This window comes from Citrobacter telavivensis, assembly GCA_009363175.1.
Taxonomy (GTDB): Bacteria; Pseudomonadota; Gammaproteobacteria; order Enterobacterales; family Enterobacteriaceae; genus Citrobacter_A; species Citrobacter_A telavivensis.
Window position 1 is genome coordinate 477165 of record CP045205.1, and the last position, 26375, is coordinate 503539.

A 26375-nucleotide genomic window follows, 5' to 3' on the forward strand; every position below is an offset into this window, starting at 1 on the left:
ATGTTTTTGCTCTTTTTTTGATCCATAAAGAAAGATGACGCAACAGTACAAAAATAGCAGGCAAAAAAAAACCAGCCTGAAATCAGACTGGTTTTTGTTTTTCAACCCGGTGTTACATCGCTTTTTTGGTCAACTCGATAACGCGCAGTTTCGCGATCGCTTTGGCCAGTTCCGCTGATGCCTGAGCGTAATCCACGTCACCATGAGAGCTCTTAATATGCTCTTCAGCCTTACGTTTCGCTTCCAGGGCTCTCGCTTCATCGAGATCCTGCCCGCGAATCGCGGTATCAGCCAGTACGGTCACGCTGCCAGGTTGCACTTCGAGAATGCCGCCAGACAGGTAGATAAACTCTTCATGACCGAACTGTTTAACGATGCGGATCATACCAGGCTTAATGGCGGTGAGCAGTGGGGCATGCCCAGGGAAAATCCCCAGTTCACCTTCACTACCCGTTACCTGGATTTTCTCGACCAGACCAGAGAACATTTGTTGCTCTGCGCTGACGACGTCCAGGTGGTAAGTCATTGCCATATCACCCTCCGATTAAGGCGTTAAAGTTTTTTGGCTTTTTCTACGGCTTCGTCGATAGAACCAACCATGTAGAACGCCTGCTCTGGCAGGTGGTCATACTCGCCTTCCATGATGCCTTTAAAGCCACGGATGGTGTCTTTCAGGGAAACGTATTTACCCGGAGAACCGGTGAATACTTCCGCAACGAAGAACGGCTGGGACAGGAAGCGCTGGATCTTACGCGCACGTGCTACCACCAGTTTGTCTTCTTCAGACAGTTCATCCATACCCAGGATGGCGATGATGTCTTTCAGTTCCTGATAACGTTGCAGCAGGGACTGTACGCCACGCGCGGTGTCGTAGTGTTCCTGACCAACCACCAGTGGATCCAGCTGACGGCTGGTGGAATCCAGCGGGTCAACGGCCGGGTAGATACCCAGAGACGCGATCTGACGGCTCAGTACCACGGTTGCATCTAAGTGAGCAAAGGTGGTGGCTGGTGACGGGTCAGTCAAGTCATCCGCAGGTACATATACCGCCTGAACGGAGGTAATAGAACCGGTTTTGGTAGAGGTGATACGTTCCTGCAGAACACCCATCTCTTCCGCCAGGGTCGGCTGGTAACCTACCGCTGATGGCATACGGCCCAGCAGTGCGGAAACTTCCGTACCGGCCAGGGTGTAACGATAGATGTTATCGACAAACAGCAGTACGTCACGACCTTCGTCACGGAATTTCTCTGCCATGGTCAGACCGGTCAGCGCAACGCGCAGACGGTTTCCCGGCGGCTCGTTCATCTGGCCATATACCAGGGATACTTTATCCAGAACGTTGGAGTCGGTCATTTCGTGGTAGAAGTCGTTACCCTCACGAGTACGTTCACCTACGCCCGCAAACACAGAGTAACCGGAGTGCTCGATCGCGATGTTACGGATGAGCTCCATCATGTTTACGGTTTTACCTACACCCGCACCACCGAACAGACCGACTTTACCGCCCTTCGCAAACGGACACATCAAGTCGATAACTTTGATACCGGTTTCCAGCAGTTCCTGAGAGCTGGACAGCTCTTCATAGGACGGCGCTGCGCGGTGGATAGCCCAACGCTCTTCTTCACCGATATCGCCTTTCATGTCGATCGGGTGACCCAGGACGTTCATGATACGACCCAGGGTTGCTTTACCTACCGGGACTTCGATCGGGTGCTCGAGGTCTTTCACTTCCAGACCACGACGCAGACCGTCGGAAGAACCCATTGCGATGGTACGTACGATACCGCCGCCGAGCTGCTGCTGAACTTCCAGCACCAGACTCTCTTTACCATTCATAACCTCAAGAGCATCGTACACGCGCGGTACGGCATCCTGAGGGAATTCGACGTCAACCACGGCGCCGATTACCTGGACAATTTTTCCAGTAGCCATCTTGAATCCTCTACGAATTAACCTGGTTATACCGCGGATGCACCACCGACGATTTCGGTGAGTTCCTGAGTAATGCTGGCCTGACGAGCTTTGTTGTATACCAACTGCAGCTCTTTAATCAGGCTGCCGCCATTGTCGGTCGCGGCTTTCATCGCCACCATACGTGCGGCCTGCTCGCTGGCCAGGTTTTCTACCACGCCCTGATAAACCTGAGACTCAACGTAACGACGCAGCAGGGTATCCAGCAGCGGTTTCGGATCGGGTTCATACAGGTAATCCCAGGCTTTTTGTTTTAACTCTTCATCTTCTGATGCCGGTAATGGCAGCAGTTGAGTGAGAGTCGGAACCTGAGACATGGTGTTGATAAATTTGTTGCTGACAACGTACAGTCTGTCCAGACGACCTTCATCGTAGGCCTGCAGCATCACTTTAACCGGACCGATCAGTTCGGACAGGGAAGGGTTATCCCCCATACCGGTTACCTGAGCAACCACGTTACCACCAACGGAATTAAAGAAAGACACGCCCTTAGAGCCGATCATTGCGATATCGCACTGAACGCCTTTATCGGACCATGTTTTCATATCCGCCAGCAGCTTTTTGAACAGGTTAATGTTCAAGCCACCGCACAGACCACGGTCAGTCGACACCACCAGGTAGCCCACGCGTTTAACGTCGCGTTCTTCCAGGTACGGGTGCTTATATTCCAGATTACCATTCGCAAGGTGACCAATCACTTTGCGCATGGTCTCTGCATAAGGACGGCTGGCCGCCATGCGATCCTGCGATTTACGCATTTTGGAAGCGGCGACCATCTCCATCGCTTTAGTGATCTTCTGCGTGTTCTGGACGCTTGCGATCTTACTACGTATCTCTTTTGCGCCGGCCATGAGCTTCTCCTCAATGCCTTGCGGCCTGTCCTAAGACAAGCCGCCAGACGTTACCAGGACTGGGTTGCTTTGAAGGAATCGAGGATAGCTTTCAGCTTGCCTTCGATTTCGTCGTTATAGCCACCGGACTGGTTAATCTCTTGCATCAGCGGAGCGTGATCACGGTCGACGTAAGCCAGCAGAGCGGCTTCGAAGCTACCGATTTTCGCCAGTTCCACATCTTCGAGGTAACCGCGTTCAGCCGCAAACAGCACCACGCCCTGTTGTGCAACAGACATTGGGGCATACTGTTTCTGCTTCAGCAGTTCAGTTACTTTCTGACCGTGGCTCAGCTGCTTACGAGTAGCTTCATCCAGGTCGGAAGCGAACTGAGAAAACGCTGCCAGTTCACGATACTGTGCCAGCGCGGTACGAATACCACCGGACAGTTTCTTGATGATCTTGGTCTGCGCTGCGCCACCTACACGAGATACGGAGATACCCGGGTTAACAGCCGGACGAATACCGGAGTTGAACAGGTTGGTTTCCAGGAAGATCTGACCATCGGTAATAGAAATTACGTTGGTCGGAACGAACGCAGAAACGTCACCCGCCTGGGTTTCGATAATCGGCAGAGCGGTCAGGGAGCCGGTTTTACCTTTCACTTCACCATTGGTGAATTTCTCAACGTATTCCGCGTTAACGCGGGATGCGCGCTCCAGCAGACGGGAGTGGAGGTAGAATACGTCACCCGGGAAGGCTTCACGTCCTGGCGGACGACGGAGCAGCAGGGAAACCTGACGGTAAGCAACAGCCTGTTTAGACAGGTCATCATAAACGATCAGAGCATCTTCACCGCGGTCACGGAAGTATTCGCCCATTGCACAACCGGCATACGGCGCCAGGTATTGCAGTGCAGCAGATTCAGACGCGGTCGCCACCACAACAATGGTGTTGGCAAGTGCACCGTGTTCTTCCAGCTTACGAACCACGTTAGAAATAGTGGACGCTTTCTGGCCGATAGCCACGTACACACATTTGATGCCGGAGTCACGCTGGTTGATGATGGCATCGATTGCCATCGCGGTTTTACCGGTCTGACGGTCACCGATGATCAACTCACGCTGACCACGACCGATTGGGATCATGGCATCAACGGATTTATAACCGGTCTGCACCGGCTGATCGACGGACTGACGTTCGATTACGCCCGGTGCGATAACTTCGATTGGCGAGAAGCCATCGTTATCAACCGGACCTTTACCGTCAATCGGAGAACCCAGCGTGTTCACCACACGACCCAGCAGGCCACGGCCAACCGGAACTTCCAGAATACGCCCAGTACACTTAACCTTCATGCCTTCGGCGAGGTCAGCGTATGGACCCATCACCACTGCACCCACGGAGTCGCGCTCCAGGTTCAGTGCGATAGCGTAACGGTTACCCGGCAGGGAAATCATCTCACCCTGCATACAATCGGCCAGGCCGTGAATGCGGATAACACCGTCACTTACAGAAACAATAGTACCTTCGTTGTGAGCTTCACTCACAACATTGAACTGAGCAATGCGCTGCTTGATCAGTTCGCTGATTTCGGTGGAATTCAGTTGCATGCTCCAGTCCCCTTAAGACTGCAAGACGTCTGCAAGGCGTTCAAGACGGCCGCGTACGCTGCCATCAATGACCATATCACCCGCACGGATGATTACGCCCGCCATTACAGACTTATCGATTTTGCAATTCAGCTTAACTTTGCGTGACAGACGTTTTTCCATCGCAGCACTAATCTTCGCAAGCTGTTCTTCACTCAGTTCGTTCGCGGACGTGACTTCTACCTCAGAGATAGACTCACTCGCGGCACGCAGGTGAATAAACTGCTCAAGAACATCCGGGAGCGCGTTCAGACGGTTATTTTCAGCCATCACCTTAATCAGGTTCTGACCGTTTTCGTCCAGTTGCTCACCGCAAACTGCGATAAACGACTTAGCGAGCGTTTCCGGCGCCAGCGCGCCAGAGAGAAGCTCTGCCATTTGTTCGTTCTTAGTCACCTCAGCGGCAAACGCCAGCATGTCCTGCCAGCGCTCTACACATTGGTGTTCAACGGCAAAGTCAAAAGCTGCTTTGGCGTAGGGGCGAGCTACCGTAATAAATTCAGACATCAGCCCCTCCCTCCTTACAGTTCAGCGACAAGTTTATCCACGATGTCGCTGTTAGCAGCTTCATCCACGGAACGTTCGATGATCTTCTCGGCGCCAGCAACAGCCAGGATAGCAACTTGCTTACGCAGCTCTTCACGGGCACGTTTACGCTCGGCATCAATTTCCGCCTGCGCCTGGGCCACGATTTTAGTACGTTCCTGCTCTGCTTCCGTTTTGGCTTCGTCCAGGATCTGAGCGCGACGTTTGTTCGCCTGCTCGATGATTACCTGAGCTTCCGCCTTCGCTTTTTTCAGCTGGTCGGTCGCGCTGGCCTTTGCAAGGTCAAGATCCTTGTGTGCGCGTTCAGCAGAAGCGAGACCGTCAGCAATTTCTTTTTGACGCTTCTCGATGGCAGCCATTAACGGCGGCCATACATACTTCATGCAGAACAGAACAAACAGGACAAACGCGATGGCCTGGCCGAGGATTGTTGCGTTAAGATTCACAGCACAATGCCTCTATTTAGTTAACGTTCTGATATTGCTCTTAATTCAAGCAACGCTTACTACGCGACAGCGAACATCACGTACAGACCCAGACCTACAGCGATCATCGGGATAGCATCCACCAGACCCATAACGATAAAGAACTGAGTACGCAGCAGAGGAATCAGATCAGGTTGACGCGCTGCGCCTTCCAGGAATTTACCCCCGAGGATGCCGATACCGATCGCAGCACCGATTGCCGCCAGACCCATCATCACAGCGGCAGCCATGTACAGCAGATCCATATTCAGGTTTTCCATGACAGTCTCCAGTTTGTTTCAGTTAAAACGTAGTAGTGTTGGTAAATTAATGCTCTTCAGACGCCATCGACAGATAGACAATCGTCAGAACCATGAAGATGAAGGCTTGCAGCGTAATAATCAGGATGTGGAAAATGGCCCAGGGCACATTCAGGATCCACTGTGACCACCACGGCAACAGACCAGCAATCAGAATGAAAATCAGCTCACCGGCATACATGTTGCCGAACAGTCGCAGACCGAGAGAAACCGGTTTAGATAGCAGACTTACCCCTTCAAGGATTAAGTTGACAGGGATGAACGCCCAGTGATTGAACGGCTGCAGCGTCAACTCTTTCGTGAAGCCACCGATGCCTTTCATTTTGATGCTGTAGAACAGAATGAGGATAAATACGCCGAGCGCCATGGACAGGGTAATGTTCACGTCAGCAGACGGAACCACACGCAGTGCAGGCAGACCGAAGATATGCTCGCCGATGTACGGCAGCAAGTCGATTGGCAGTAAGTCCATCAGGTTCATCAGGAATACCCAGACGAAGATAGTCAGGGCCAGCGGTGCAATCAGCTTGCTTTTGCCATGGTACATGTCTTTCACGCTACCATGCACAAAGCCGATTACCAGCTCAATCGCGGTCTGAAACTTACCTGGTACGCCGCTGGTCGCCTTTTTGGCCACGCTGCGGAACATAAGCAGGAACAACAGACCCAGCACCACCGAGAAAAACATGGAGTCAATATTGATCGTCCAGAAGGTGGCTGGGGGGTTATACGGATCTACCAGCGAGAATGTACGCAGGTCCAGCTGAAGGTTGTTCAGGTGGTGTCCTATGTAATCCTGCGGCGTCATATTTTCTGAAGCCATGATGCCTTTTACCCTTTGTTGTTAATTACAGCCGGCGCCAGTATCTGAACCACCAGCACCAAAACCCACGTAACTATTAGCGGCAAAAATACCGCCTTGAAAACCGCCAGCGCCACCACCAGCAACATCAGCATCGCTAACACCTTGAAGGCTTCGCCGAAGGCGAACGTCCAGGCCACTCGGCCTTTAGCAGGTGTATGCGCCTGGTGACGCCAGGCAAATATCATAAACAACACGTTAGGCAGAAAGACTGCCATACCGCCGCATATTGCGGAAGTGCCCCAGAAGAGGTCTTTGAGGCTGAACAGCAATCCACTTGCTACTACCGCCAGAAACTGAATGAACAGAAGCTTACGAGCAACGTTTCGACTCAAGAGCGACACAGACATCACGTTTTTAACTCCTGCTCCCTTCGAGGTATGCCGCGTGTCGTATAAAACGTTCTTTAAGGCTTAGAGTCAAGCATCAAAAAGCGGTCAAATTATACGGTGCGCCCTCGTGATTTCAAACAATAAGTAGCTAAAAGGTGAATAAATGTTTAAATATTTTTCCCTGGCCCACATTTATGACTTTTAGCCAAACTGTGAACGATCATGCAAAACTGCAAATAGCGCGTAAACACTGGTGTTAAAGCGTGCTTCAGATCACACATTGAGCATATTCGCCCCGACGGTATTTATTTACTTGGCAAATGATGCCTTTTCAACTTTCTGATATTTAAGCCTAAAATCACTCACTCTTTTAAAAACGACTGATTACATCTCAAAAACCAATCATTGACATTTTTAATAAAAATTCAACACCAGGGAGTGGTTCTCTACCTGGATTTTTAGCAGCCTGATATTTTCAGTGTTGACTAATTTTGTCTTTAGCCAAAAACGCCACGTTGCTCTGTTGATAATAGACAGTGAACGTGGCGTTAAGTGTAACGACTTATATCAGCAAAAATGTCTCAGTGTTTTAACAACAAAAAGTCCGATTTTTTTCTATTTTTTTTGATAAATATTAAATTTTGTTTGGCTTAATCACCACCAAATGGCGTTCACCTTCCAAATGCGGTACCTGGAGTTTAATGACAGCCTCAACGCAAAACTCAGCAGGCAGCGACGCAATCTCATCTTCCGGCAACTGACCTTTCAGCGCATAAAAACGGCCTTTCTCGTCTGGCAGGTGATGACACCAGCTCACCATGTCATTGAGTGATGCGAACGCCCGGCTGATCACACCATCAAACGGCGGTTCAGCGGGAAATTCTTCAACCCGACTCTGTACCGGCGTGATGTTATCCAGTTTCAGCTCATGCTGGACCTGACGCAGGAAACGCACGCGTTTACCGAGACTGTCGAGCAGGGTGAAATGCGCTTGTGGACGCACAATGGACAACGGTATTCCTGGCAATCCCGGTCCGGTACCGACATCAATAAAACGCTCCCCCTGCAAATGCGGCGCAACGATAATGCTGTCGAGGATGTGACGAACCAGCATCTCGTTGGGATCCCGCACCGAAGTCAGGTTGTACGCTTTGTTCCATTTGTGCAGCATCTCAACATACGCAATCAGCTGATTTTTCTGGTGATCGGTAAGTGAAATGCCGGCGTCTGCCAGCAGGCGAGAGAGTTTGTTGAGCACGGTGATTACCTGTTCTACATAATTAGCCCGGTAAGCGAAACGCTACCGGGCAATATTCAACACATTAAGCGCTGCGGCGCAGCATACCCTGTTTTTTCAGCCACACCAGCAGAATGGAGATGGCCGCAGGCGTAACGCCGGAGATACGCGATGCCTGACCGATCGAAACCGGCTTGTGATCGTTCAGCTTGGCAATCACTTCGTTCGACAGGCCGGACACCTGACGGTAATCCAGCGTCGCAGGCAGCAGCGTGTTTTCATTGCGCAGCTGTTTTTCGATCTCATCCTGCTGACGTGCGATATAACCTTCGTACTTCACCTGGATTTCTACCTGCTCAGCGGCCTGCACGTCTTCCAGTGCGGGTGCAAAAGGGGTCAGGGTCGTGAGCTGCGCATAGGTCATTTCCGGACGTCGCAGCAGATCTTCACCACTGGCTTCACGAGACAGCGGCGCGGTAAGGTGAGCGTTCACTTCGTTGGCTGATTCCGCCGCAGGCGTCACCCAGGTGGATTTCAGACGTTGACGTTCACGTTCGATGTTCTCCAGCTTCTCGTTGAAGCGAGCCCAGCGGGCGTCATCCACCAGCCCCAGTTCACGACCCATTTCGGTCAGACGCAGATCGGCGTTGTCTTCACGCAGCATCAGACGGTATTCAGCGCGCGAGGTGAACATGCGGTACGGCTCTTTGGTTCCCAGCGTGCACAAGTCGTCGACCAGTACGCCGAGATAGGCCTGAGAACGCGCCGGTGCCCAGCCCTCTTTGTCCGCGGACAGGCGTGCAGCGTTGAGCCCTGCAAGCAGTCCCTGCGCAGCGGCTTCTTCGTAGCCAGTGGTACCGTTAATTTGTCCGGCAAAGAACAGCCCCTGGATGAATTTGCTTTCCAGCGTCGGTTTCAGGTCACGCGGATCGAAAAAGTCGTACTCAATGGCATAACCCGGACGGACGATTTTCGCGTTCTCCATCCCTTCCATGGAACGGACAATCTGCATCTGCACGTCGAAAGGCAGGCTGGTGGAGATCCCGTTCGGGTAAATTTCGTTAGAGGTTAGCCCTTCCGGCTCCAGGAAGATCTGGTGCTGGTTCCTGTCGGCAAAGCGCATCACTTTGTCTTCGATCGATGGGCAGTAACGCGGGCCGATCCCTTCGATCACGCCAGCATACATCGGGCTACGATCGAGGTTATTGCGGATCACGTCATGGGTTTTCTCATTGGTGTGCGTGATATAGCACGGCACCTGCTGTGGGTGTTGGGCTGCATTGCCCATGAACGAGAAGACCGGCATCGGGTTATCGCCATGTTGCTGCGCCAGCACGCTGAAATTAATCGTGCGCGCATCGATACGTGGCGGCGTGCCGGTTTTAAGACGGCTTACGCGCAGCGGCAGTTCTCGCAGGCGGCGAGAGAGTGGAATGGACGGCGGATCGCCAGCACGGCCACCGCTGTAATTATCCAGACCAATATGAATTTTGCCGTCGAGGAATGTCCCGACGGTCAGCACCACGGCTTTGGCGCGGAACTTCAGCCCCATCTGGGTCACGGCGCCAACGACACGATCGTTTTCGACGATAAGATCTTCAACCGCCTGCTGGAAAATCATCAGGTTCGGTTGGTTCTCCAGCGCGGTACGCACCGCCTGACGATACAGCACACGATCCGCCTGAGCACGGGTGGCGCGGACCGCGGGCCCTTTGCTCGCGTTTAGTATCCTAAACTGGATCCCCGCCTGGTCGATCGCTTTTGCCATCAGCCCGCCGAGCGCATCCACTTCTTTTACCAGGTGTCCCTTCCCAATACCGCCAATCGCCGGGTTGCAGCTCATCTGCCCCAACGTGTCGATATTGTGTGTCAAAAGCAGGGTTTGTTGACCCATACGCGCTGCGGCCATCGCGGCCTCAGTGCCTGCATGACCCCCGCCAATGATGATGACGTCAAAAGGATCCTGATAAAACATGGTAATTGCCTCGCATAACGCGGTGTGAAAATGGATTGAAGCCCGGGCGGTGGATTCTACTCAACTTTGTCGGCTTGAGAAAGACCCCGGGATCCTGGGTATTAAAAAGAAGATCTTTTTATTTAGAGATCTGTTCTATTGTGATCTCTTATTAGGATCGCCACTCGCTGTGGATAAGCCGGATCCGGGCATTAAGATCAATACGTTGGTAAGGATCATTAGCTGTGAATGATCGGTGATCCTGGTCCGTATAAGCTGGGATCAAAATGAAGGGTTATACACAACTCAAAAACTGAACAACGGTTATTCTTTGGATAACTACCGGTTAATCCAAGGTTCCTGACAGAGTTATCCACACTTAATCGCACGATCTTTACACTTATTTGAGTAAATTAATCCAGGATCCCAGCCAGGCTTCTGCCGGATCTTCCGGAATATCGTGTTCAAGGATGTTGATCTTCAGCGTTTCGCCAATCTGTTTGGCGCCTGAAAGCTTCAGTTCAGCTTCGATCTTCTCGATAGCGCCACAGAAGGTGTCATATTCACGACTGCCGATACCGATCGCGCCAAAACGAACCTGCGACAGATCCGGTTTTTGCGACTGAAGATCTTCATATAAAGGAACAAGGTTATCCGGAATGTCCCCCGCGCCGTGCGTGGAGCTAATGACCAGCCAGATCCCCGTTGCAGACAGAGAGTCTAACAGCGGACCGTGCAGTGTTTCGGTTGAAAAACCGGCATCTTCCAGCTTTTCAGCCAGGTGTTCTGCAACATATTCAGCGCCGCCGAGGGTGCTGCCGCTAATAAGAGTAATGTCAGCCATACGAGCCCATCCTTTTAAAAGCCTATCCCATTAGGCTATTTTATTCGTCATTTTGGCTCCGGGCAGTGCTCGAAATCCTCACGTACTGTAGTACGCTCCGGTTTCTGTGCGCTGGCCGCAGCCAAACTGATTTCAACAACTACGCCTACTGGGATAGGCTTACGAGGCTGCATTGTACGCTGTGAACGAGCTGGGATCTACCTGTGGAAAAATGTGGGATTAAAATTGGCGATCACGGCCTGATGGTACGCATGATAGGGTTTTGCAGGACGATCAACGTCTCGGTGGACTGAATTTCATCAATTGTTTGGATCTTGTTGATAAGTACATGCTGGAGCGCATCGATCGACCGACACATGACCTTGATAAAGATGCTGTAGTGGCCGGTGGTGTAGTACGCCTCGGTGACTTCATCCAGACTCTCCAGTCTGGCCAGCGCCGAAGGGTAGTCTTTGGCGCTTTTGAGGATGATGCCGATAAAGCAGCCGACGTCGTAACCAAGTTGCTTCGGACTGACATCAATACGCGCGCCGGTAATGATCCCCGCCTGCTTCATTTTTTCTACACGGACGTGAATGGTCCCCGGACTGACGCCAAACTGTTTCGCCAGTTCGGCGTAGGCGGTACGGGCATTTTCCATTAAGGCATCCAGAATGCCGCGGTCCAGATTGTCGATCTGATAATTTTCCATAGGTTTTTCTTATGTGTATTAATGATTCACTCTATTTTAGCGGTTTATTTTAACGAATCAAAATCGAATGCGGCTTTTTGTTTGTAGATTATTGAATATTGCCCCCATTCTGTTGCTTAATCATAGGCAACAGGACGCAGGAGTAATACAAATGAAAACCGCTTACATTGCCAAACAACGCCAAATTAGCTTCGTGAAATCTCACTTCTCTCGTCAACTGGAGGAGCGTCTGGGTCTGATTGAAGTCCAGGCACCGATCCTTAGCCGTGTAGGGGATGGCACGCAGGATAACTTGTCGGGCTGTGAAAAAGCGGTGCAGGTGAAAGTGAAAGCGCTGCCAGATGCCCAGTTTGAAGTAGTTCATTCACTGGCTAAATGGAAACGTCAAACTCTGGGACAACACGACTTCAGCGCGGGCGAAGGGCTCTACACGCACATGAAAGCCCTGCGCCCGGATGAAGATCGTCTCTCTCCGCTCCACTCGGTCTATGTCGATCAGTGGGACTGGGAACGCGTGATGGGCGACGGCGAGCGTCAATTCTCCACTCTGAAAAGCACGGTAGAGGCTATCTGGGCGGGAATTAAAGCGACCGAAGCGGCGGTAAGCAAAGAATTTGGTCTGGCACCGTTCCTGCCAGAGCAGATCCACTTTGTTCACAGCCAGAAATTACTGAGCCGTTATCCGGGTCTTGATGCAAAAGGTCGTGAACGTGCGATCGCCAAAGAGTTAGGTGCGGTCTTCCTGGTGGGGATTGGCGGCAAGCTCAGCGACGGTCACCGCCATGACGTTCGTGCGCCGGACTATGATGACTGGAGTTCTGCATCCGAACTGGGGTATGCCGGTCTGAACGGCGACATCCTGGTCTGGAACCCGGTGCTGGAAGATGCGTTCGAGCTTTCTTCCATGGGGATCCGTGTCGATGCCGATGCGCTGAAACATCAACTTCGGCTGACCGGTGATGAAGATCGCCTGAGTCTGGAATGGCACCAGGCGCTGCTGCGTGGTGAAATGCCGCAGACTATTGGCGGTGGCATTGGCCAGTCGCGTTTAACCATGCTGCTGCTGCAACTGCCGCACATTGGCCAGGTTCAGTGCGGCGTATGGCCCGCACAGGTTCGTGAAAGCGTTGCCTCTTTGCTGTAATCTTATCGCCGCCAGCGTCTGAGCAGGCGGCTTCGCATCCCGGTATCAAAGCGCCAGATATGATCGAAAATGCGCATGATGCCGGGTTTGCCATGTGCTGACATTGCCACCGCATGAAAGCGATGCTGATGGACACGCTGTAACTCCCCGACTTTACTTACCACGTCGTCAGGCAAGCGCTGGGCGATAAAATCTGAAATCACCACCGCATCAGCATCAAACCATTCCCGTCCCTGCATGCGTTCAATAATGGCGCGAAAACAGCTGGCGATGTCCGTACCGCCGCGAAATCGTTGGCTCAGAAAGCGGATAGCTTGCTCAATACCTTGCGGACCGGAAAGCTCGTAGCGCACCACTTCCGTGGAAAACAACATAATGAAGCAGCGACGGTTATCGGCAAGGGCGATGCGCATTAAGGCCAGGCAAAAGGCCTTCGCGCACTGTTCATTAAAGCCGCCCATCGAACCGGAGGCGTCTACACACACAATGAACGGTCCGCGTGGCTGTTCGTCGAAATCCTGATGAATTACAGGTCGCTCGGTTACCTTCTCGCGCCAGGCTTCACCGTGTAGACGATAAGTGAGCAACTGCTTTTCCACCAGCCGCCGGTAGAACTCATACTCCAGTTCCGTTATGCCGAGCGTGGCCAGTTCCGGCGGCAACAGACGTAAAATATCGTCACTCTGCTGTATACCGTCAACCTGCTCGGGTACCGTTGCAGGCTCGCGCACCAGCGTGCGAAAGGTCTCCATCGGTGCATCTTTTCGCGGGACGGATTTGGCTTCTCTGGAGCGGCCCAGTTGCTCAGCCAGCCGCATCAGCTCTGGCTGTTCGCTCAGGAAATCACCGTACTTCACGATCAACTGATAATCACCCCGTCTGAGCTGGCCTGCGCTCATATCCCACAGCCGACCTGCAGCGGTCTCGTTTTCCGCCAGAACCGGATCCAGTTGACCGCTCAGGGTCATTCGTTCCTGAACTTCACTGAGCAGTTGCTCACGTTCTTCTTCAAGCAACTGTTGATTGAGCGTGGTGGCCTGCACCACCAGACTTAAGCGCCAGCGCTGCAAAAAGAGCGTGTGCAGGGCGGGAGTGAATATGGCGTTGCTGTCCACCAGTTGCTGTGCCTGTCCGCCATACGGTGAGTGCAGGCGGTGCAAAAGTGTCAGTATTTGTGGTAGCTGGACGATAAACTGCGGGGTGGAGAGGAGCTGGCTTTGCTGATAACACATCACCTCTTCCGTCAGCTCCGGCGGAACGCGCGCGTCCTTTAACCGACTGCGTAGCGCTTCGCGCCAGCGCGGTAGATCGTTGGTGATTGCCGCTTTCAGGCGGGGGAATTTTTCAAAAAAAACCGCCAGCTGTGGCGAGGCCAGCAGCGCGAGGATCATCTCTTCGATCATCCCCTCTTCACTGACGGCTAACATGACATTGAGCGTATCCAGTGTCAGCATTGTTGCGCCTGGCGGATCTGCTCACCCACATCCTGAAGGCTGGCCTCGATACGACCTAACCAGTCGCTATGAATAAACAGGCACTTTTGTTGCTCGCTAAAGCGGGTATGCTGCTGACGCCAGTCGTTTTCCAGCTCTTCCAGTTGCTGCTTAATCTCGCCTGGCATGGCCTCTTCCGATGAACCAGGAAGTGCCAGTCGCGTGCCCTGTAAACTGACATCACGTACCACCAGATGCTGGGCGCTATCGACTTCCATATTCAACGTCTGGGCAAATCCGATCCCGTTGAGTTTGCCGCGGATCTCGCCCCCTTTCGCCAGCCATTGCTCCAGCGCACTGCGTTCAAAAGCGATATGGATCACTTCCATATCGTGCAGTTTCAGCGGTTTTTGCAGGAGCAGCGTCAGGTTTGCTGCGGTAACCTCGGCTGGCAAATCGTAATGCGGACGGCGACTGAACATGCCCCCCTGACGCAGCACCGTAAAAGCGGTTTTATCGCTTTGCTGCTGCTGCAACTGAATGCGTCGCTGAACGATACCGCCGAGGCGCGTCAGCATTGCCTGCTGTTGCCAGGCGTGCCCGGTCATCAATATTTCGAGCTGCTGTTGCATCAGGTTCAGGCTCTGGGCGTCATACCACAGGCAATCCTTCAGCAGGATGAGATCAATAGGGGCGACAGCGTCGCGTCCGCTAAAGAAAGCGCTGGCCTGTAACAGACGAATGGCTTTTTTCCAGCGGCGGTCTGAGACGTAGGGCGCATTCGGCAGATTATCCAGTTGCTGGCGCAGTGTAAAAATCAGCTCAAAAACATGATCGGGCAGCGTAATGGCGCCAATGTCCTTCTGCCACCGGTAATACTCTTCATCGCTCACCTGTAGCGAGGCGGGAACCGGGTTTTCGCTTTCGTTATGTTGGCCGATCAGCAGGGAACGAAAGTTGGCTTTATCCTGCACTTTGTCCAACCAGAGGCGGATCAGCATACGGTCGTACAGCGCTTCCAGGCTGCTGTCTGCTTCCGGCAGTTCGTTGGAGGCCGCCACCAGCAGACGCATAGGGATTTTCTCTTCGTGCGCGCCGTTGCGAAAATGACGTTCGTTAATGGCGGTCAGCAAGGTATTGAGGATTGCCGGACCGGCTTTCCAGATCTCATCGAGAAAAACGATTTCCGCTTCAGGAAGGTAGCCCGCGGTTAAGCGTTCGTAACGACCTTCATCTTTTAGCGCCTGAATAGAGAGCGGGCCAAAAACCTCTTCCGGCGTGGAGAAACGCGTCATCAGATATTCAAATGCGCGGGCATTCTGGAAGGCAAACTTCAGCCGACGGGCGATTAAGCTTTTGGCTATCCCCGGAGGGCCAAGCAGGAAAACACTTTCGCCGCTCAGGGCGGCCAGCAGGCAAAGCCGGATGGCGTGACTGCGCTCATAGAGACCTTTTTCCAGCGCATTGCTCAGGCGGGAAATTCTTTCCGCTAATAAATGTGGGTGAGCCATAATAGAGTGGCGTCCTTTCATTAAATATACTGCGTTAACAGCGAGTATAGCCGTTTCAGCTCAGAGGCTGAACTTGTCCAGGAGGCTGTTTATTTTTCTTTGAGCCAGGTTAATCTGGACTCATTTAGGGGTACGATTTTGCTTTGAATCGTGCATACTGTGCGCTTTTTGTGGGCCAAGGGACTACGCACACATTTCTTTATATATGAAAGACTAGTCTATGAGCACTGATAATAAGCAATCATTGTCTGCGGTAACCCTCGCAGCCATTGGGGTTGTCTACGGTGATATTGGTACCAGCCCACTTTATACACTTCGTGAATGTTTGTCCGGTCAGTTTGGTTTTGGCGTTGAACGCGATGCCGTTTTTGGTTTTTTGTCGCTGATTTTCTGGCTACTCATCTTTGTGGTTTCCATTAAGTATCTGACTTTCGTCATGCGTGCAGATAACGCTGGTGAAGGGGGGATCCTGACGCTGATGTCGCTGGCGGGACGTAATACCTCCGCGCGAATGACCTCTATGCTGGTCATCATGGGCTTAATTGGCGGCAGCTTCTTTTATGGCGAGGTGGTGATCACCCCGGCCATCTCGGTGATGTCGGCCATTGAAGGTCTGGAGATCATCGCGCCACAACTGGATACCTGGATTGTCCCGCTGTCGATTATCGTCCTGACGCTGCTGTTTATGATTCAGAAGCACGGTACCGGGATGGTGGGGAAGTTGTTTGCGCCCATTATGCTGGCCTGGTTTTTGATTCTGGCTGTACTTGGCCTACGCAGTATTATTGCCAATCCGGAAGTGCTGCAGGCGTTGAACCCAATGTGGGCGGTCCATTTTTTCCTTGAATACAAGACCGTCTCCTTTATCGCGCTTGGTGCAGTGGTGCTGTCGATTACCGGCGTTGAAGCGTTGTATGCCGATATGGGGCATTTTGGTAAGTTCCCTATTCGCCTGGCATGGTTTACGGTGGTCCTGCCATCGCTGGTGCTCAACTACTTTGGCCAGGGGGCGCTGCTATTAAAACACCCGGAAGCGATAAAAAACCCGTTCTTCCTGCTGGCGCCGGACTGGGCATTGATTCCCCTGCTGATCGTTGCGGCACTGGCGACGGTGATCGCTTCACAGGCGGTAATTTCAGGCGTCTTCTCGCTGACGCGTCAGGCGGTTCGTCTGGGATATCTGTCGCCCATGCGCATCATTCATACGTCAGAAATGGAGTCCGGGCAGATCTATATTCCGTTCGTCAACTGGATGCTCTATATCGCGGTGGTGATAGTGATTGTCAGCTTCGAGCACTCCAGTAACCTGGCGGCAGCGTACGGGATCGCCGTAACCGGTACGATGGTACTGACTTCGATTCTCTCGACAACCGTGGCGCGTAAAAACTGGCACTGGAATAAGTATTTCGTGGCGCTGATCCTCGTCGCGTTCCTGTGTATCGATATTCCGCTGTTCTCGGCAAACCTCGATAAACTGCTGTCAGGCGGTTGGCTGCCGCTGTCGCTGGGGCTGGTGATGTTCACCATCATGACCACCTGGAAGAGCGAACGTTTCCGCCTGTTGCGCCGTATGCACGAGCACGGTAACTCTCTGGAAGCGATGATCGCCTCGCTGGAGAAATCCCCGCCGGTACGCGTACCGGGCACTGCGGTGTATATGTCTCGCGCGCTGAACGTGATCCCCTTTGCCCTGATGCATAACCTCAAGCACAACAAGGTGTTGCATGAGCGGGTTATCCTGCTGACGCTGCGTACTGAAGATGCGCCGTACGTGCATAACGTCCGTCGTGTGCAGATTGAGCAGTTGTCACCGACCTTCTGGCGCGTCGTTGCCAGCTACGGCTGGCGTGAAACGCCGAATGTTGAAGAGGTCTTCCACCGCTGCGGTCTGGAAGGGTTGAGCTGCCGGATGATGGAGACGTCGTTCTTTATGTCGCACGAGTCGTTAATCGTCGGCAAGCGTCCCTGGTATTTACGTTTGCGTGGCAAACTCTATCTTCTTCTCCAGCGTAACGCCCTGCGCGCGCCCGATCAGTTTGAAATCCCGCCTAACCGCGTGATTGAACTGGGGACACAGGTCGAGATTTAATATCTGCAACACCTTCGCCCGGCGGCGCTGCGCTTTCACGGGCCTACGAAAATGGTAGGCCGGGTAAGCGCTGCGCCACCCGGCAAAAAACCTCTCCACATGCCACTCTATTTCACTTAGCGAAACGTTTCGACGGCGATCACAAATCTGTTACGTCATGATGGTTATTTGCTCACATCTCAGACTACACTAAACACCAGCGAAACGTTTCGCTAGTGGAGCAAGAAAATGAAGAAAGGCACAGTACTCAATTCAGAGATTTCATCGGTTATCTCCCGTCTGGGGCATACCGATACGCTGGTGGTGTGTGATGCAGGTTTACCCATCCCACACAGTACAACACGTATCGATATGGCATTAACCCAGGGCGTACCTTCTTTTATGCAGGTACTGGATGTGGTGACCCGTGAAATGCAGGTTGAATCGGCCATTCTCGCAACGGAAATTAAACAACATAATCCGCAACTCCACGAAACGTTGCTCAGCCACATTGAGCAACTGCAACAACACCAGGGAAACACCATAGAAATTCGTTACACCACGCATGAACAATTTAAAAAACAAACCGCAGACAGTCAGGCGGTAATTCGCAGCGGGGAGTGTTCCCCGTATGCGAATATCATTCTCTGTGCTGGCGTCACTTTCTGAGGCCGTCATGGACGCATTACTGCAACTCAAAGGGATCGATAAAGCGTTCCCTGGCGTGAAAGCGCTATCCGGCGCCGCACTCAATGTTTACCCCGGTCGCGTGATGGCGCTGGTGGGGGAAAACGGTGCCGGCAAATCCACCATGATGAAGGTGCTGACGGGCATTTATACCCGCGATGCCGGTTCACTGTTGTGGCTGGGGAAAGAAACGACCTTTAACGGTCCTAAATCATCCCAGGAAGCGGGGATCGGCATCATCCATCAGGAACTTAACCTGATCCCGCAACTTACCATTGCGGAGAATATTTTCCTCGGCCGCGAATTCGTTAACCGCTTCGGCAAAATAGACTGGAAGAAGATGTATGCCGAAGCGGACCTTCTGTTAGCTAAACTCAACCTGCGCTTTAAGAGCGACCGTCTGGTGGGTGAATTGTCGATTGGCGACCAGCAGATGGTCGAAATCGCCAAAGTGCTGAGCTTTGAGTCGAAAGTCATCATTATGGATGAGCCAACGGATGCGCTCACCGACACCGAAACCGAATCCCTGTTCCGCGTGATCCGCGAACTGAAGTCGCAGGGACGCGGTATTGTCTATATTTCTCACCGAATGAAAGAGATCTTCGAGATTTGCGATGACGTGACCGTTTTCCGGGACGGACAGTTTATTGCCGAACGTGAAGTGGCCTCACTGACCGAAGATTCGCTGATTGAGATGATGGTGGGCCGTAAGCTCGAAGAACAGTATCCGCGCCTGGATAAAGCGCCGGGTGAAGTCCGCCTGAAGGTCGATAACCTGTGCGGACCAGGCGTGAACGATGTCTCTTTTACCCTGCGTAAAGGTGAAATCTTAGGGATTTCGGGCCTGATGGGGGCCGGACGTACCGAACTAATGAAAGTTCTGTATGGTGCACTGCCGCGTACCAGCGGGTATGTCACGCTCGATGGACATGAAGTGGTTGCGCGTTCCCCGCAGGACGGACTGGCAAACGGCATTGTCTATATTTCTGAAGACCGCAAGCGCGACGGTTTAGTGCTCGGCATGTCGGTGAAAGAGAATATGTCGCTGACCGCGCTGCGCTATTTCAGCCGCAGCGGCGGTAGTCTTAAGCATAAAGATGAGCAGCAGGCGGTGAGCGATTTTATTCGCCTGTTCAATGTGAAAACTCCGTCGATGGAACAGGCTATTGGGTTGCTGTCCGGGGGCAACCAGCAGAAAGTGGCGATTGCCCGTGGCCTGATGACCCGACCGAAGGTGTTGATCCTCGATGAGCCCACCCGCGGTGTGGACGTCGGGGCCAAGAAAGAAATTTATCAGTTAATTAACCAGTTTAAGGCCGACGGCCTGAGCATCATTCTGGTCTCATCTGAGATGCCAGAAGTATTAGGCATGAGCGATCGCATTATCGTCATGCATGAAGGGCATCTCGGCGGTGAATTCACTCGCGAGCAGGCCACCCAGGAAGTTCTGATGGCTGCCGCTGTGGGCAAGCTTAATCGCGTGAATCAGGAGTAAAAAAGATGACTACCCAGGCTGTTTCTGGTCGCCGTTATTTCACCAAAGCGTGGTTGATGGAGCAAAAGTCTCTCATCGCCCTGCTGGTGCTGATCGCGATTGTCTCGACGTTGAGCCCTAACTTTTTTACCGTCAATAACCTGTTCAACATTCTTCAGCAGACATCCGTGAACGCCATTATGGCGGTGGGGATGACGCTGGTTATTCTGACGTCGGGTATCGATCTGTCAGTCGGTTCCCTGCTGGCGCTCACCGGCGCGGTTGCGGCTTCAATTGTAGGGATTGAAGTTAACGCGCTGGTGGCCGTTGCAGCAGCCCTGGCATTAGGTGCCGCTGTAGGCGCAGTAACGGGCGTGATTGTGGCGAAAGGCCGTGTGCAGGCGTTTATCGCCACGCTGGTCATGATGCTGCTGCTGCGCGGAGTGACGATGGTGTACACCAACGGGAGTCCGGTTAACACGGGCTTTACCGATAACGCCGATCTGTTTGGCTGGTTCGGCATTGGCCGTCCGCTGGGTGTGCCGACGCCAGTCTGGATCATGGGGATTGTTTTCCTGGCGGCATGGTACATGTTGCACCACACTCGTCTGGGTCGCTATATCTATGCGCTGGGCGGTAACGAAGCGGCAACGCGTCTGTCCGGTATCAGCGTCAGTAAAATCAAGATTATCGTCTATTCACTGTGTGGGCTGCTGGCGTCGCTGGCCGGTATCATTGAAGTGGCGCGTCTCTCCTCTGCCCAGCCGACTGCCGGTACAGGCTATGAGCTGGATGCCATCGCGGCCGTTGTGCTGGGTGGGACCAGTCTGGCGGGCGGCAAAGGACGTATTGTTGGGACCTTGATCGGCGCATTAATTCTGGGTTTCCTCAATAATGGTTTGAATTTGTTAGGTGTTTCCTCCTATTACCAGATGATCGTCAAAGCGGTGGTGATTTTGCTGGCGGTGCTGGTAGACAACAAAAAGCAGTAACAACGACTACAGGACATCTTAAATATGAACATGAAAAAACTGGCTACCCTGGTTTCTGCTGTTGCGCTAAGCGCCACCGTGAGCGCGAACGCAATGGCGAAAGATACCATTGCGCTGGTGGTCTCTACGCTTAACAACCCGTTCTTCGTCTCGCTGAAAGATGGGGCGCAGAAAGAAGCTGATAAACTGGGTTACAACCTGGTGGTACTGGACTCCCAGAACAACCCGGCGAAAGAGTTGGCGAACGTTCAGGATTTAACCGTACGTGGTACCAAAATTCTGCTGATCAACCCGACGGATTCCGACGCGGTGGGTAACGCAGTGAAAATGGCGAACCAGGCCAATATCCCGGTCATCACCCTTGACCGTCAGGCAACCAAAGGCGACGTCGTTAGCCACATCGCGTCTGATAACGTACTGGGTGGGAAAATCGCCGGTGATTACATCGCCAAAAAAGCGGGTGAAGGTGCGAAAGTTATTGAACTGCAAGGTATTGCCGGGACTTCAGCGGCGCGTGAGCGTGGTGAAGGTTTCCAGCAGGCCGTTGCGGCACACAAATTTAACGTCCTGGCCAGTCAGCCAGCAGACTTCGACCGTACTAAAGGTCTGAACGTGATGCAGAACCTGCTGACTGCGCATCCGGACGTGCAGGCTGTCTTTGCACAGAACGATGAAATGGCACTGGGTGCGCTGCGTGCTCTGCAAACCGCAGGTAAATCTGATGTGATGGTGGTCGGATTTGACGGTACGCCTGATGGCGAAAAAGCGGTAAATGATGGCAAACTGGCTGCGACTATCGCACAGTTACCGGACCAGATCGGCGCGAAAGGCGTTGAGACGGCAGATAAGGTACTGAAAGGCGAGAAAGTTCAGGCCAAGTACCCTGTTGACCTGAAGCTGGTCATCAAGCAGTAACTGGCGATTCAGGCGACCGCGCGTTGCCTGAGGGACTAAATATAAAGAAAAGAAAGTGTGGCATACGCCACCGGGTAATACCGGTGGCGATCTCTGATGGACACCCCGAACATGAAAACCGCAGGCAATCTTGTCGTTCTTGGCAGTATTAATGCCGACCATATCCTGAACCTTAAAACATTCCCGACGCCAGGTGAAACCGTCACCGGAAACCACTATCAGGTGGCTTTTGGCGGTAAAGGCGCGAATCAGGCGGTGGCTGCGGGTCGCAGTGGGGCGAATATTGCGTTCATTGCCTGCACGGGCGATGACGATGTTGGACGTAACATCCGCAAACAGCTTATTAGTGACAACATTGATGTCGAACCGGTCAGCGTCATCAGCGGTGATTCCACCGGCGTGGCGCTGATTTTTGTGAATGGCGACGGTGAAAACGTTATTGGTATCCATGCTGGCGCTAATGCGGCGCTTTCCCCTGCGTTAGTCGAGGTGCAGCGCGAGCGTATTGCTCAGGCATCCGCCTTGTTGATGCAACTTGAGTCGCCGATCGAAAGCGTGCTGACGGCCGCGAAAATCGCAAAGCAAAACAACACGATTGTGGCGCTGAATCCGGCTCCGGCACGTGAGTTATCTGACGAACTGCTGGCGCTGGTGGATATCATCACCCCGAACGAAACTGAAGCGGAAAAGCTGACGGGGATCCGTGTCGAAAACGATGAAGACGCGGCGAAAGCAGCCCAGGTCCTGCACGAGAAAGGCATTCATACCGTTCTGATTACGTTAGGGAGCCGGGGCGTCTGGGTCAGTGTGAATGGCGAAGGCCGCCGGGTTCCTGGATTTAAAGTTGACGCTGTCGATACTATCGCTGCGGGCGATACCTTCAACGGCGCGCTGATCACCGCTCTGCTGGAAGAAAAGCCGCTGTCTGACGCGATTCGCTTTGCCCATGCCGCTGCGGCGATTGCTGTGACCCGTAAAGGCGCGCAGCCTTCCGTGCCGTGGCGTGATGAAATTGAGGCGTTTTTAGGTCAGCAGAGGTAACGCTTGGCTACCATGAAGGATGTTGCCCGCCTGGCGGGCGTTTCCACCTCGACCGTTTCGCACGTCATTAATAAGGATCGCTTTGTCAGTGAAGCGATAACTGAAAAAGTTGATGCAGCGATCAAGTCATTAAATTACGCGCCTTCTGCGCTGGCGCGTAGCCTGAAGCTGAATCAGACGCGTACCATCGGCATGCTGATCACGGCGAGTACCAACCCTTTTTACTCCGAACTGGTGCGTGGCGTTGAGCGCAGTTGTTTTGAGCGCGGCTATAGCCTGGTGTTATGCAATACCGAAGGCGATGAGCAGCGCATGAACCGTAATCTGGAAACCCTGATGCAAAAGCGGGTGGACGGCTTACTGTTGCTCTGTACCGAAACACACCAGCCGTCGCGTGAAATCATGCAGCGCTACCCCTCAATCCCTACCGTTATGATGGACTGGTCGCCTTTTGATGGTGAAGGGGATAGCGATCTTATTCAGGATAACTCGTTACTCGGTGGCGACCTGGCTACGCAGCATCTTATTGATAAAGGCTTTACTCGCATCGCCTGTATTACCGGGCCGCTTGATAAAACCCCTGCGCGGTTGCGTCTGGAAGGGTATCGCGCTGCGATGAAGCGCGCCGGGCTGGTTATCCCGGACGGTTACGAAATTACCGGTGATTTTGAATTTGGCGGTGGGTTTGAGGCCATGCAGAAACTGCTTTCTCATCAACCTCGTCCGCACGCTGTTTTTGCCGGCAACGATGCGATGGCGGTAGGTGCTTATCAGGCGTTGTATCAGGCCGGATTGCGAATTCCGCAGGATATGGCGGTGATTGGCTACGACGACATAGAACTGGCGCGTTACATGACGCCGCCGCTTACCACCATTCATCAACCAAAAGATGAACTGGGTGAATTGGCCATCGATGTGCTGATTCATCGTATGGCGCAACCCGCCCTACAACAGCAGCGTCTGCAACTTACTCCTGTTCTGATGGCGCGGGGCTCGGTGTAGGCTTGTGTCGCTCTTTGATCAGGTTGCGACCATCTTTGGCTCTCAGCAACATGAACATCAGGGCTGACACGACAGTAATCGCGCCCATCGTAATAAAGGTGTAGTGGAACTGTTCGACCGTATTGGTTCCCTCCATCCCTTCATAGATGCGTAGTACCGCTGCGCTGATCGCCACCCCTAAACTGATGGACAACTGCTGCGTAACAGCCAGTACGCTGTTGCCGCTGCTGGCGTTGTCATCAGTCAGATCGGCCAGCGTAATCGTGTTCATCGCGGTGAATTGCGTTGACATCGCCATCCCCAGAATGAACAACGGTAGAATTAACAGCCAGACGGGCATGGCGGGGGATTGCAGAGAGAACTGCGCGATCATTAGCCCAATGAAGACAGTGATGCCCACCAGTGTGGTTCGATAACCCAGACGGCGCAGCACTTGCGTTACCATCGATTTCGCCAGTATTGAGCCCAGTGCGGTGGGCGCCATCATGCAACCGGCAATCAGCGCCGGGAAGCCAAATCCCACCTGTAACATCAGCGGCATCAGGAACGGCACACATCCCGTCCCAAGACGGGTAGCAAGGTTGCCGGAAATACCGACAGAGAAGGTGCGGGTCTTAAACAATGACAGCGATATCAGCGGAGTCGGGTGGCGTCGCGCGTGACGAACATAAGCCAGCAGTAACAGAATGCTCAACAGGATAATGGTCAGCGCTATCCAGGTGGCGACAATTTTCTCGCCAAACAACTCCATCCCGCTGGAAAAGAGGACCAGGCTCAGACCAAAAAGAAAGAAGCCGGTCATATCAAATTTGCGCCGTGGGGTAGTGAAGTTCGGCATATATTTGCGCGCATACAGAATGCCGGCGACGCCTATCGGAATATTGATCAGGAAAATCCAGTGCCAGCTGGCCCAGGTAACCAGAACGCCACCCAGTACCGGACCCAGGATGGGGCCGACCAGTCCAGGCATAGTCACAAAGTTCAGCACCGGCAGCAGTTCGCTGCGCGGGTAAGCTCTTAATAATGCCAGGCGTGCAACCGGCATCATCATTGCGCCACCAATCCCCTGAATCACGCGAAAAAGGACCAGCTCCGGTAGCGTACTCGAAAGTGCGCAGGCGAGGGAACCGAGCGTAAACAGGCTGACGGCAACCATGAATACACGTCGGGTGCCGAAGCGATCGGCCAGCCATCCACTTACTGGGATCAACATAGCAACCGTCAGGGTGTAACTGATAATCGCAGACTGCATTGCCAGGGGGGAGCGATTGAGGCTCTGGGCGATAGCGGGTAAAGCGGTATTAAGGATGGTGGCGTCCAGTGCTTGCATGAAGAAGGCCATTGCCGCTATCCACGGCAATCCAGCCATACTGCGTGCTTTTTTGTTGGTCATGCACAATCCTGGTCGTTTTCTGGACGTTCATTCGGGGCTATCAGCAGAGCCTGACAAGCCTTAAACGCACCGTCGCCGTCGCTTTGTGCAATGGCGTCGACAATGGCCTGATGCAAATCCAGCTTCACAACGGTGTTATAAGTAATTGAATTAAAGTAGGTGTGGTAGACAGAATGAAACAACGAAGCAAAAGAGGTTAAGAACGGGTTCGCGCTCATTTCGTAAATATGCTCATGCCAGGCCATATCCACTTCAATCCAGCGTTCGCGCTTAAAGTTCTTTTTCAGCGCGACCATCTCTTCCATTAATGTATTCAGATGTGCTTTTTGCTCCGCTGTGCCAATTGTCGCTGCCAGCGAGCACGCCTGAGGCTCCAGGCTGATACGCATCACCAGAAAGTGTTCGATAACCTGCTGAAAATTTTCTTCGGTCATCCACCAGGTGAGTAATTCCTGATCGAGGAAGTTCCAGTTTGCCTGTGGCATCACGCGGGTGCCAATACGAGGGCGCGGCAGCACCATCCCTTTGGCAGTTAATGTTTTGACTGCTTCCCGAACGGCGGTCCGGCTTACACCAAACTGTTCGCCCAGTTCTATTTCGCCAGGGAGAATAGTGCCAGGGGCATATTCACCTTTGAGGATCTGCTGCGCGAGCTTCTCAGCCAGAACATAGGAAAGGTTTTTTTGTGCAGCCAGCTGCTGTGCGCTTAAAGACATTACGCTTTGTCCTTTATCTTTTTCTTACTCATTAGTATGCCACCAGGAAGTGTGATTGCGGTTGCAAAAACAGCAAAACGCTTATTTTATGGCATGTTAATACCCGTTTTGGATAAATATTACGCACTCGGAAAATTATTTTAAATTTCCCCTTGTCAGCCTGAAATAACTCCCTATAATGCGCCTCCACTGACACGGAACAACGGCACGCAAGCCGCCGGGTCAGCGGGGTTCAGAGATGAACGCCCACAGAGAAAAGCGAAATAAATGCTTGACTCTGAAGCGGGAAAGCG

Annotated in this window: 25 protein-coding genes; 8 read left to right on the forward strand and 17 right to left on the reverse strand. The window is 52.9% G+C overall.

Features of this window, described 5'->3' with window-relative positions:
* Positions 1–112: 112 nt before the first annotated feature.
* From atpC to asnC, 13 genes are all read right to left on the reverse strand, one after another.
* Positions 113–532 carry a F0F1 ATP synthase subunit epsilon gene (gene atpC, locus GBC03_04455; protein QFS69516.1) on the reverse strand — a complete coding sequence of 140 codons (420 nt, stop codon included), beginning with the start codon at positions 530–532 and terminating at the stop codon, positions 113–115.
* A 20-nt stretch (positions 533–552) separates the two neighbouring features.
* Entirely contained in the window at positions 553–1935 is a 1383-nt protein-coding gene (gene atpD / locus GBC03_04460) for a F0F1 ATP synthase subunit beta (protein ID QFS69517.1), read from the reverse strand.
* Between the two features lie 26 nt (positions 1936–1961).
* Positions 1962–2825 (reverse strand): F0F1 ATP synthase subunit gamma, encoded by an 864-nt coding sequence (gene atpG, locus GBC03_04465; GenBank protein ID QFS69518.1) that lies wholly within the window; start codon positions 2823–2825, stop codon positions 1962–1964.
* Positions 2826–2875: 50 nt separating this feature from the next.
* Complete coding sequence (atpA, locus tag GBC03_04470; GenBank protein ID QFS69519.1) at positions 2876–4417, reverse strand: F0F1 ATP synthase subunit alpha; 1542 nt, start codon at positions 4415–4417, stop codon at positions 2876–2878.
* A 12-nt stretch (positions 4418–4429) separates the two neighbouring features.
* On the reverse strand, positions 4430–4963 hold the full coding sequence (gene atpH, locus GBC03_04475; protein ID QFS69520.1) for a F0F1 ATP synthase subunit delta: 534 nt from the start codon (positions 4961–4963) through the stop codon (positions 4430–4432).
* A 14-nt stretch (positions 4964–4977) separates the two neighbouring features.
* Positions 4978–5448 (reverse strand): F0F1 ATP synthase subunit B, encoded by a 471-nt coding sequence (atpF, locus tag GBC03_04480; GenBank protein ID QFS69521.1) that lies wholly within the window; start codon positions 5446–5448, stop codon positions 4978–4980.
* 59 nt (positions 5449–5507) lie between these two features.
* The gene (gene atpE / locus GBC03_04485; GenBank protein ID QFS69522.1) at positions 5508–5747 is read right to left on the reverse strand and encodes a F0F1 ATP synthase subunit C; all 240 of its coding nucleotides are present in this window, start codon (positions 5745–5747) and stop codon (positions 5508–5510) included.
* A gap of 46 nt (positions 5748–5793) precedes the next feature.
* Positions 5794–6609, reverse strand: coding sequence for a F0F1 ATP synthase subunit A (gene atpB / locus GBC03_04490; GenBank protein QFS69523.1), 816 nt, complete (start codon positions 6607–6609; stop codon positions 5794–5796).
* 8 nt (positions 6610–6617) lie between these two features.
* On the reverse strand, positions 6618–6998 hold the full coding sequence (gene atpI / locus GBC03_04495; GenBank protein QFS69524.1) for a F0F1 ATP synthase subunit I: 381 nt from the start codon (positions 6996–6998) through the stop codon (positions 6618–6620).
* A 616-nt stretch (positions 6999–7614) separates the two neighbouring features.
* A complete protein-coding gene (rsmG, locus tag GBC03_04500; GenBank protein QFS69525.1) occupies positions 7615–8238 on the reverse strand; it encodes a 16S rRNA (guanine(527)-N(7))-methyltransferase RsmG in 624 nt (207 codons plus the stop codon).
* A 64-nt stretch (positions 8239–8302) separates the two neighbouring features.
* Positions 8303–10192: a tRNA uridine-5-carboxymethylaminomethyl(34) synthesis enzyme MnmG gene (mnmG, locus tag GBC03_04505; protein ID QFS69526.1), complete on the reverse strand. Its 1890-nt coding sequence runs from the start codon at positions 10190–10192 to the stop codon at positions 8303–8305.
* Between the two features lie 379 nt (positions 10193–10571).
* Positions 10572–11015: an FMN-binding protein MioC gene (gene mioC, locus GBC03_04510; protein ID QFS69527.1), complete on the reverse strand. Its 444-nt coding sequence runs from the start codon at positions 11013–11015 to the stop codon at positions 10572–10574.
* A gap of 232 nt (positions 11016–11247) precedes the next feature.
* Positions 11248–11706 carry a transcriptional regulator AsnC gene (asnC, locus tag GBC03_04515; protein QFS69528.1) on the reverse strand — a complete coding sequence of 153 codons (459 nt, stop codon included), beginning with the start codon at positions 11704–11706 and terminating at the stop codon, positions 11248–11250.
* 151 nt (positions 11707–11857) lie between these two features.
* Here asnC and asnA point away from each other — a divergent pair, with 151 nt between their 5' ends.
* Positions 11858–12850, forward strand: coding sequence for an aspartate--ammonia ligase (asnA, locus tag GBC03_04520; protein ID QFS69529.1), 993 nt, complete (start codon positions 11858–11860; stop codon positions 12848–12850).
* 2 nt (positions 12851–12852) lie between these two features.
* Here the strand turns inward: asnA and viaA are convergent, their stop codons facing one another.
* Together viaA and ravA are read right to left on the reverse strand one after the other, a co-directional pair.
* Entirely contained in the window at positions 12853–14304 is a 1452-nt protein-coding gene (viaA, locus tag GBC03_04525; protein QFS69530.1) for an ATPase RavA stimulator ViaA, read from the reverse strand.
* On the reverse strand, positions 14298–15794 hold the full coding sequence (ravA, locus tag GBC03_04530) for an ATPase RavA (GenBank protein QFS69531.1): 1497 nt from the start codon (positions 15792–15794) through the stop codon (positions 14298–14300). Before ravA ends, viaA begins: the two co-directional genes overlap by 7 nt.
* A gap of 220 nt (positions 15795–16014) precedes the next feature.
* Here ravA and GBC03_04535 point away from each other — a divergent pair, with 220 nt between their 5' ends.
* The 7 genes from GBC03_04535 to rbsR all read left to right on the forward strand — a co-directional run bounded on the left by GBC03_04535 (position 16015) and on the right by rbsR (position 23973).
* Positions 16015–17883 (forward strand): low affinity potassium transporter Kup, encoded by a 1869-nt coding sequence (locus tag GBC03_04535; GenBank protein ID QFS69532.1) that lies wholly within the window; start codon positions 16015–16017, stop codon positions 17881–17883.
* A 228-nt stretch (positions 17884–18111) separates the two neighbouring features.
* Positions 18112–18531, forward strand: a complete 420-nt coding sequence (rbsD, locus tag GBC03_04540; GenBank protein QFS69533.1) for a D-ribose pyranase — start codon at positions 18112–18114, stop codon at positions 18529–18531.
* A 7-nt stretch (positions 18532–18538) separates the two neighbouring features.
* Positions 18539–20044 carry a ribose ABC transporter ATP-binding protein RbsA gene (gene rbsA, locus GBC03_04545; GenBank protein ID QFS73913.1) on the forward strand — a complete coding sequence of 502 codons (1506 nt, stop codon included), beginning with the start codon at positions 18539–18541 and terminating at the stop codon, positions 20042–20044.
* A gap of 5 nt (positions 20045–20049) precedes the next feature.
* Entirely contained in the window at positions 20050–21015 is a 966-nt protein-coding gene (rbsC, locus tag GBC03_04550; protein QFS69534.1) for a ribose ABC transporter permease, read from the forward strand.
* 24 nt (positions 21016–21039) lie between these two features.
* Complete coding sequence (rbsB, locus tag GBC03_04555; GenBank protein ID QFS69535.1) at positions 21040–21930, forward strand: ribose ABC transporter substrate-binding protein RbsB; 891 nt, start codon at positions 21040–21042, stop codon at positions 21928–21930.
* Between the two features lie 111 nt (positions 21931–22041).
* Positions 22042–22971, forward strand: coding sequence for a ribokinase (rbsK, locus tag GBC03_04560; GenBank protein QFS73914.1), 930 nt, complete (start codon positions 22042–22044; stop codon positions 22969–22971).
* 3 nt (positions 22972–22974) lie between these two features.
* Positions 22975–23973, forward strand: a complete 999-nt coding sequence (gene rbsR / locus GBC03_04565) for a ribose operon transcriptional repressor RbsR (GenBank protein ID QFS69536.1) — start codon at positions 22975–22977, stop codon at positions 23971–23973.
* Here rbsR and GBC03_04570 read toward each other — a convergent pair.
* Together GBC03_04570 and GBC03_04575 are read right to left on the reverse strand one after the other, a co-directional pair.
* Positions 23939–25366 (reverse strand): DHA2 family efflux MFS transporter permease subunit, encoded by a 1428-nt coding sequence (locus GBC03_04570; protein QFS69537.1) that lies wholly within the window; start codon positions 25364–25366, stop codon positions 23939–23941. The two genes, rbsR and GBC03_04570, sit on opposite strands and share 35 nt — an antisense overlap.
* A complete protein-coding gene (locus GBC03_04575) occupies positions 25363–26082 on the reverse strand; it encodes an FCD domain-containing protein (protein QFS69538.1) in 720 nt (239 codons plus the stop codon). Before GBC03_04575 ends, GBC03_04570 begins: the two co-directional genes overlap by 4 nt.
* Positions 26083–26375: the final 293 nt, after the last annotated feature.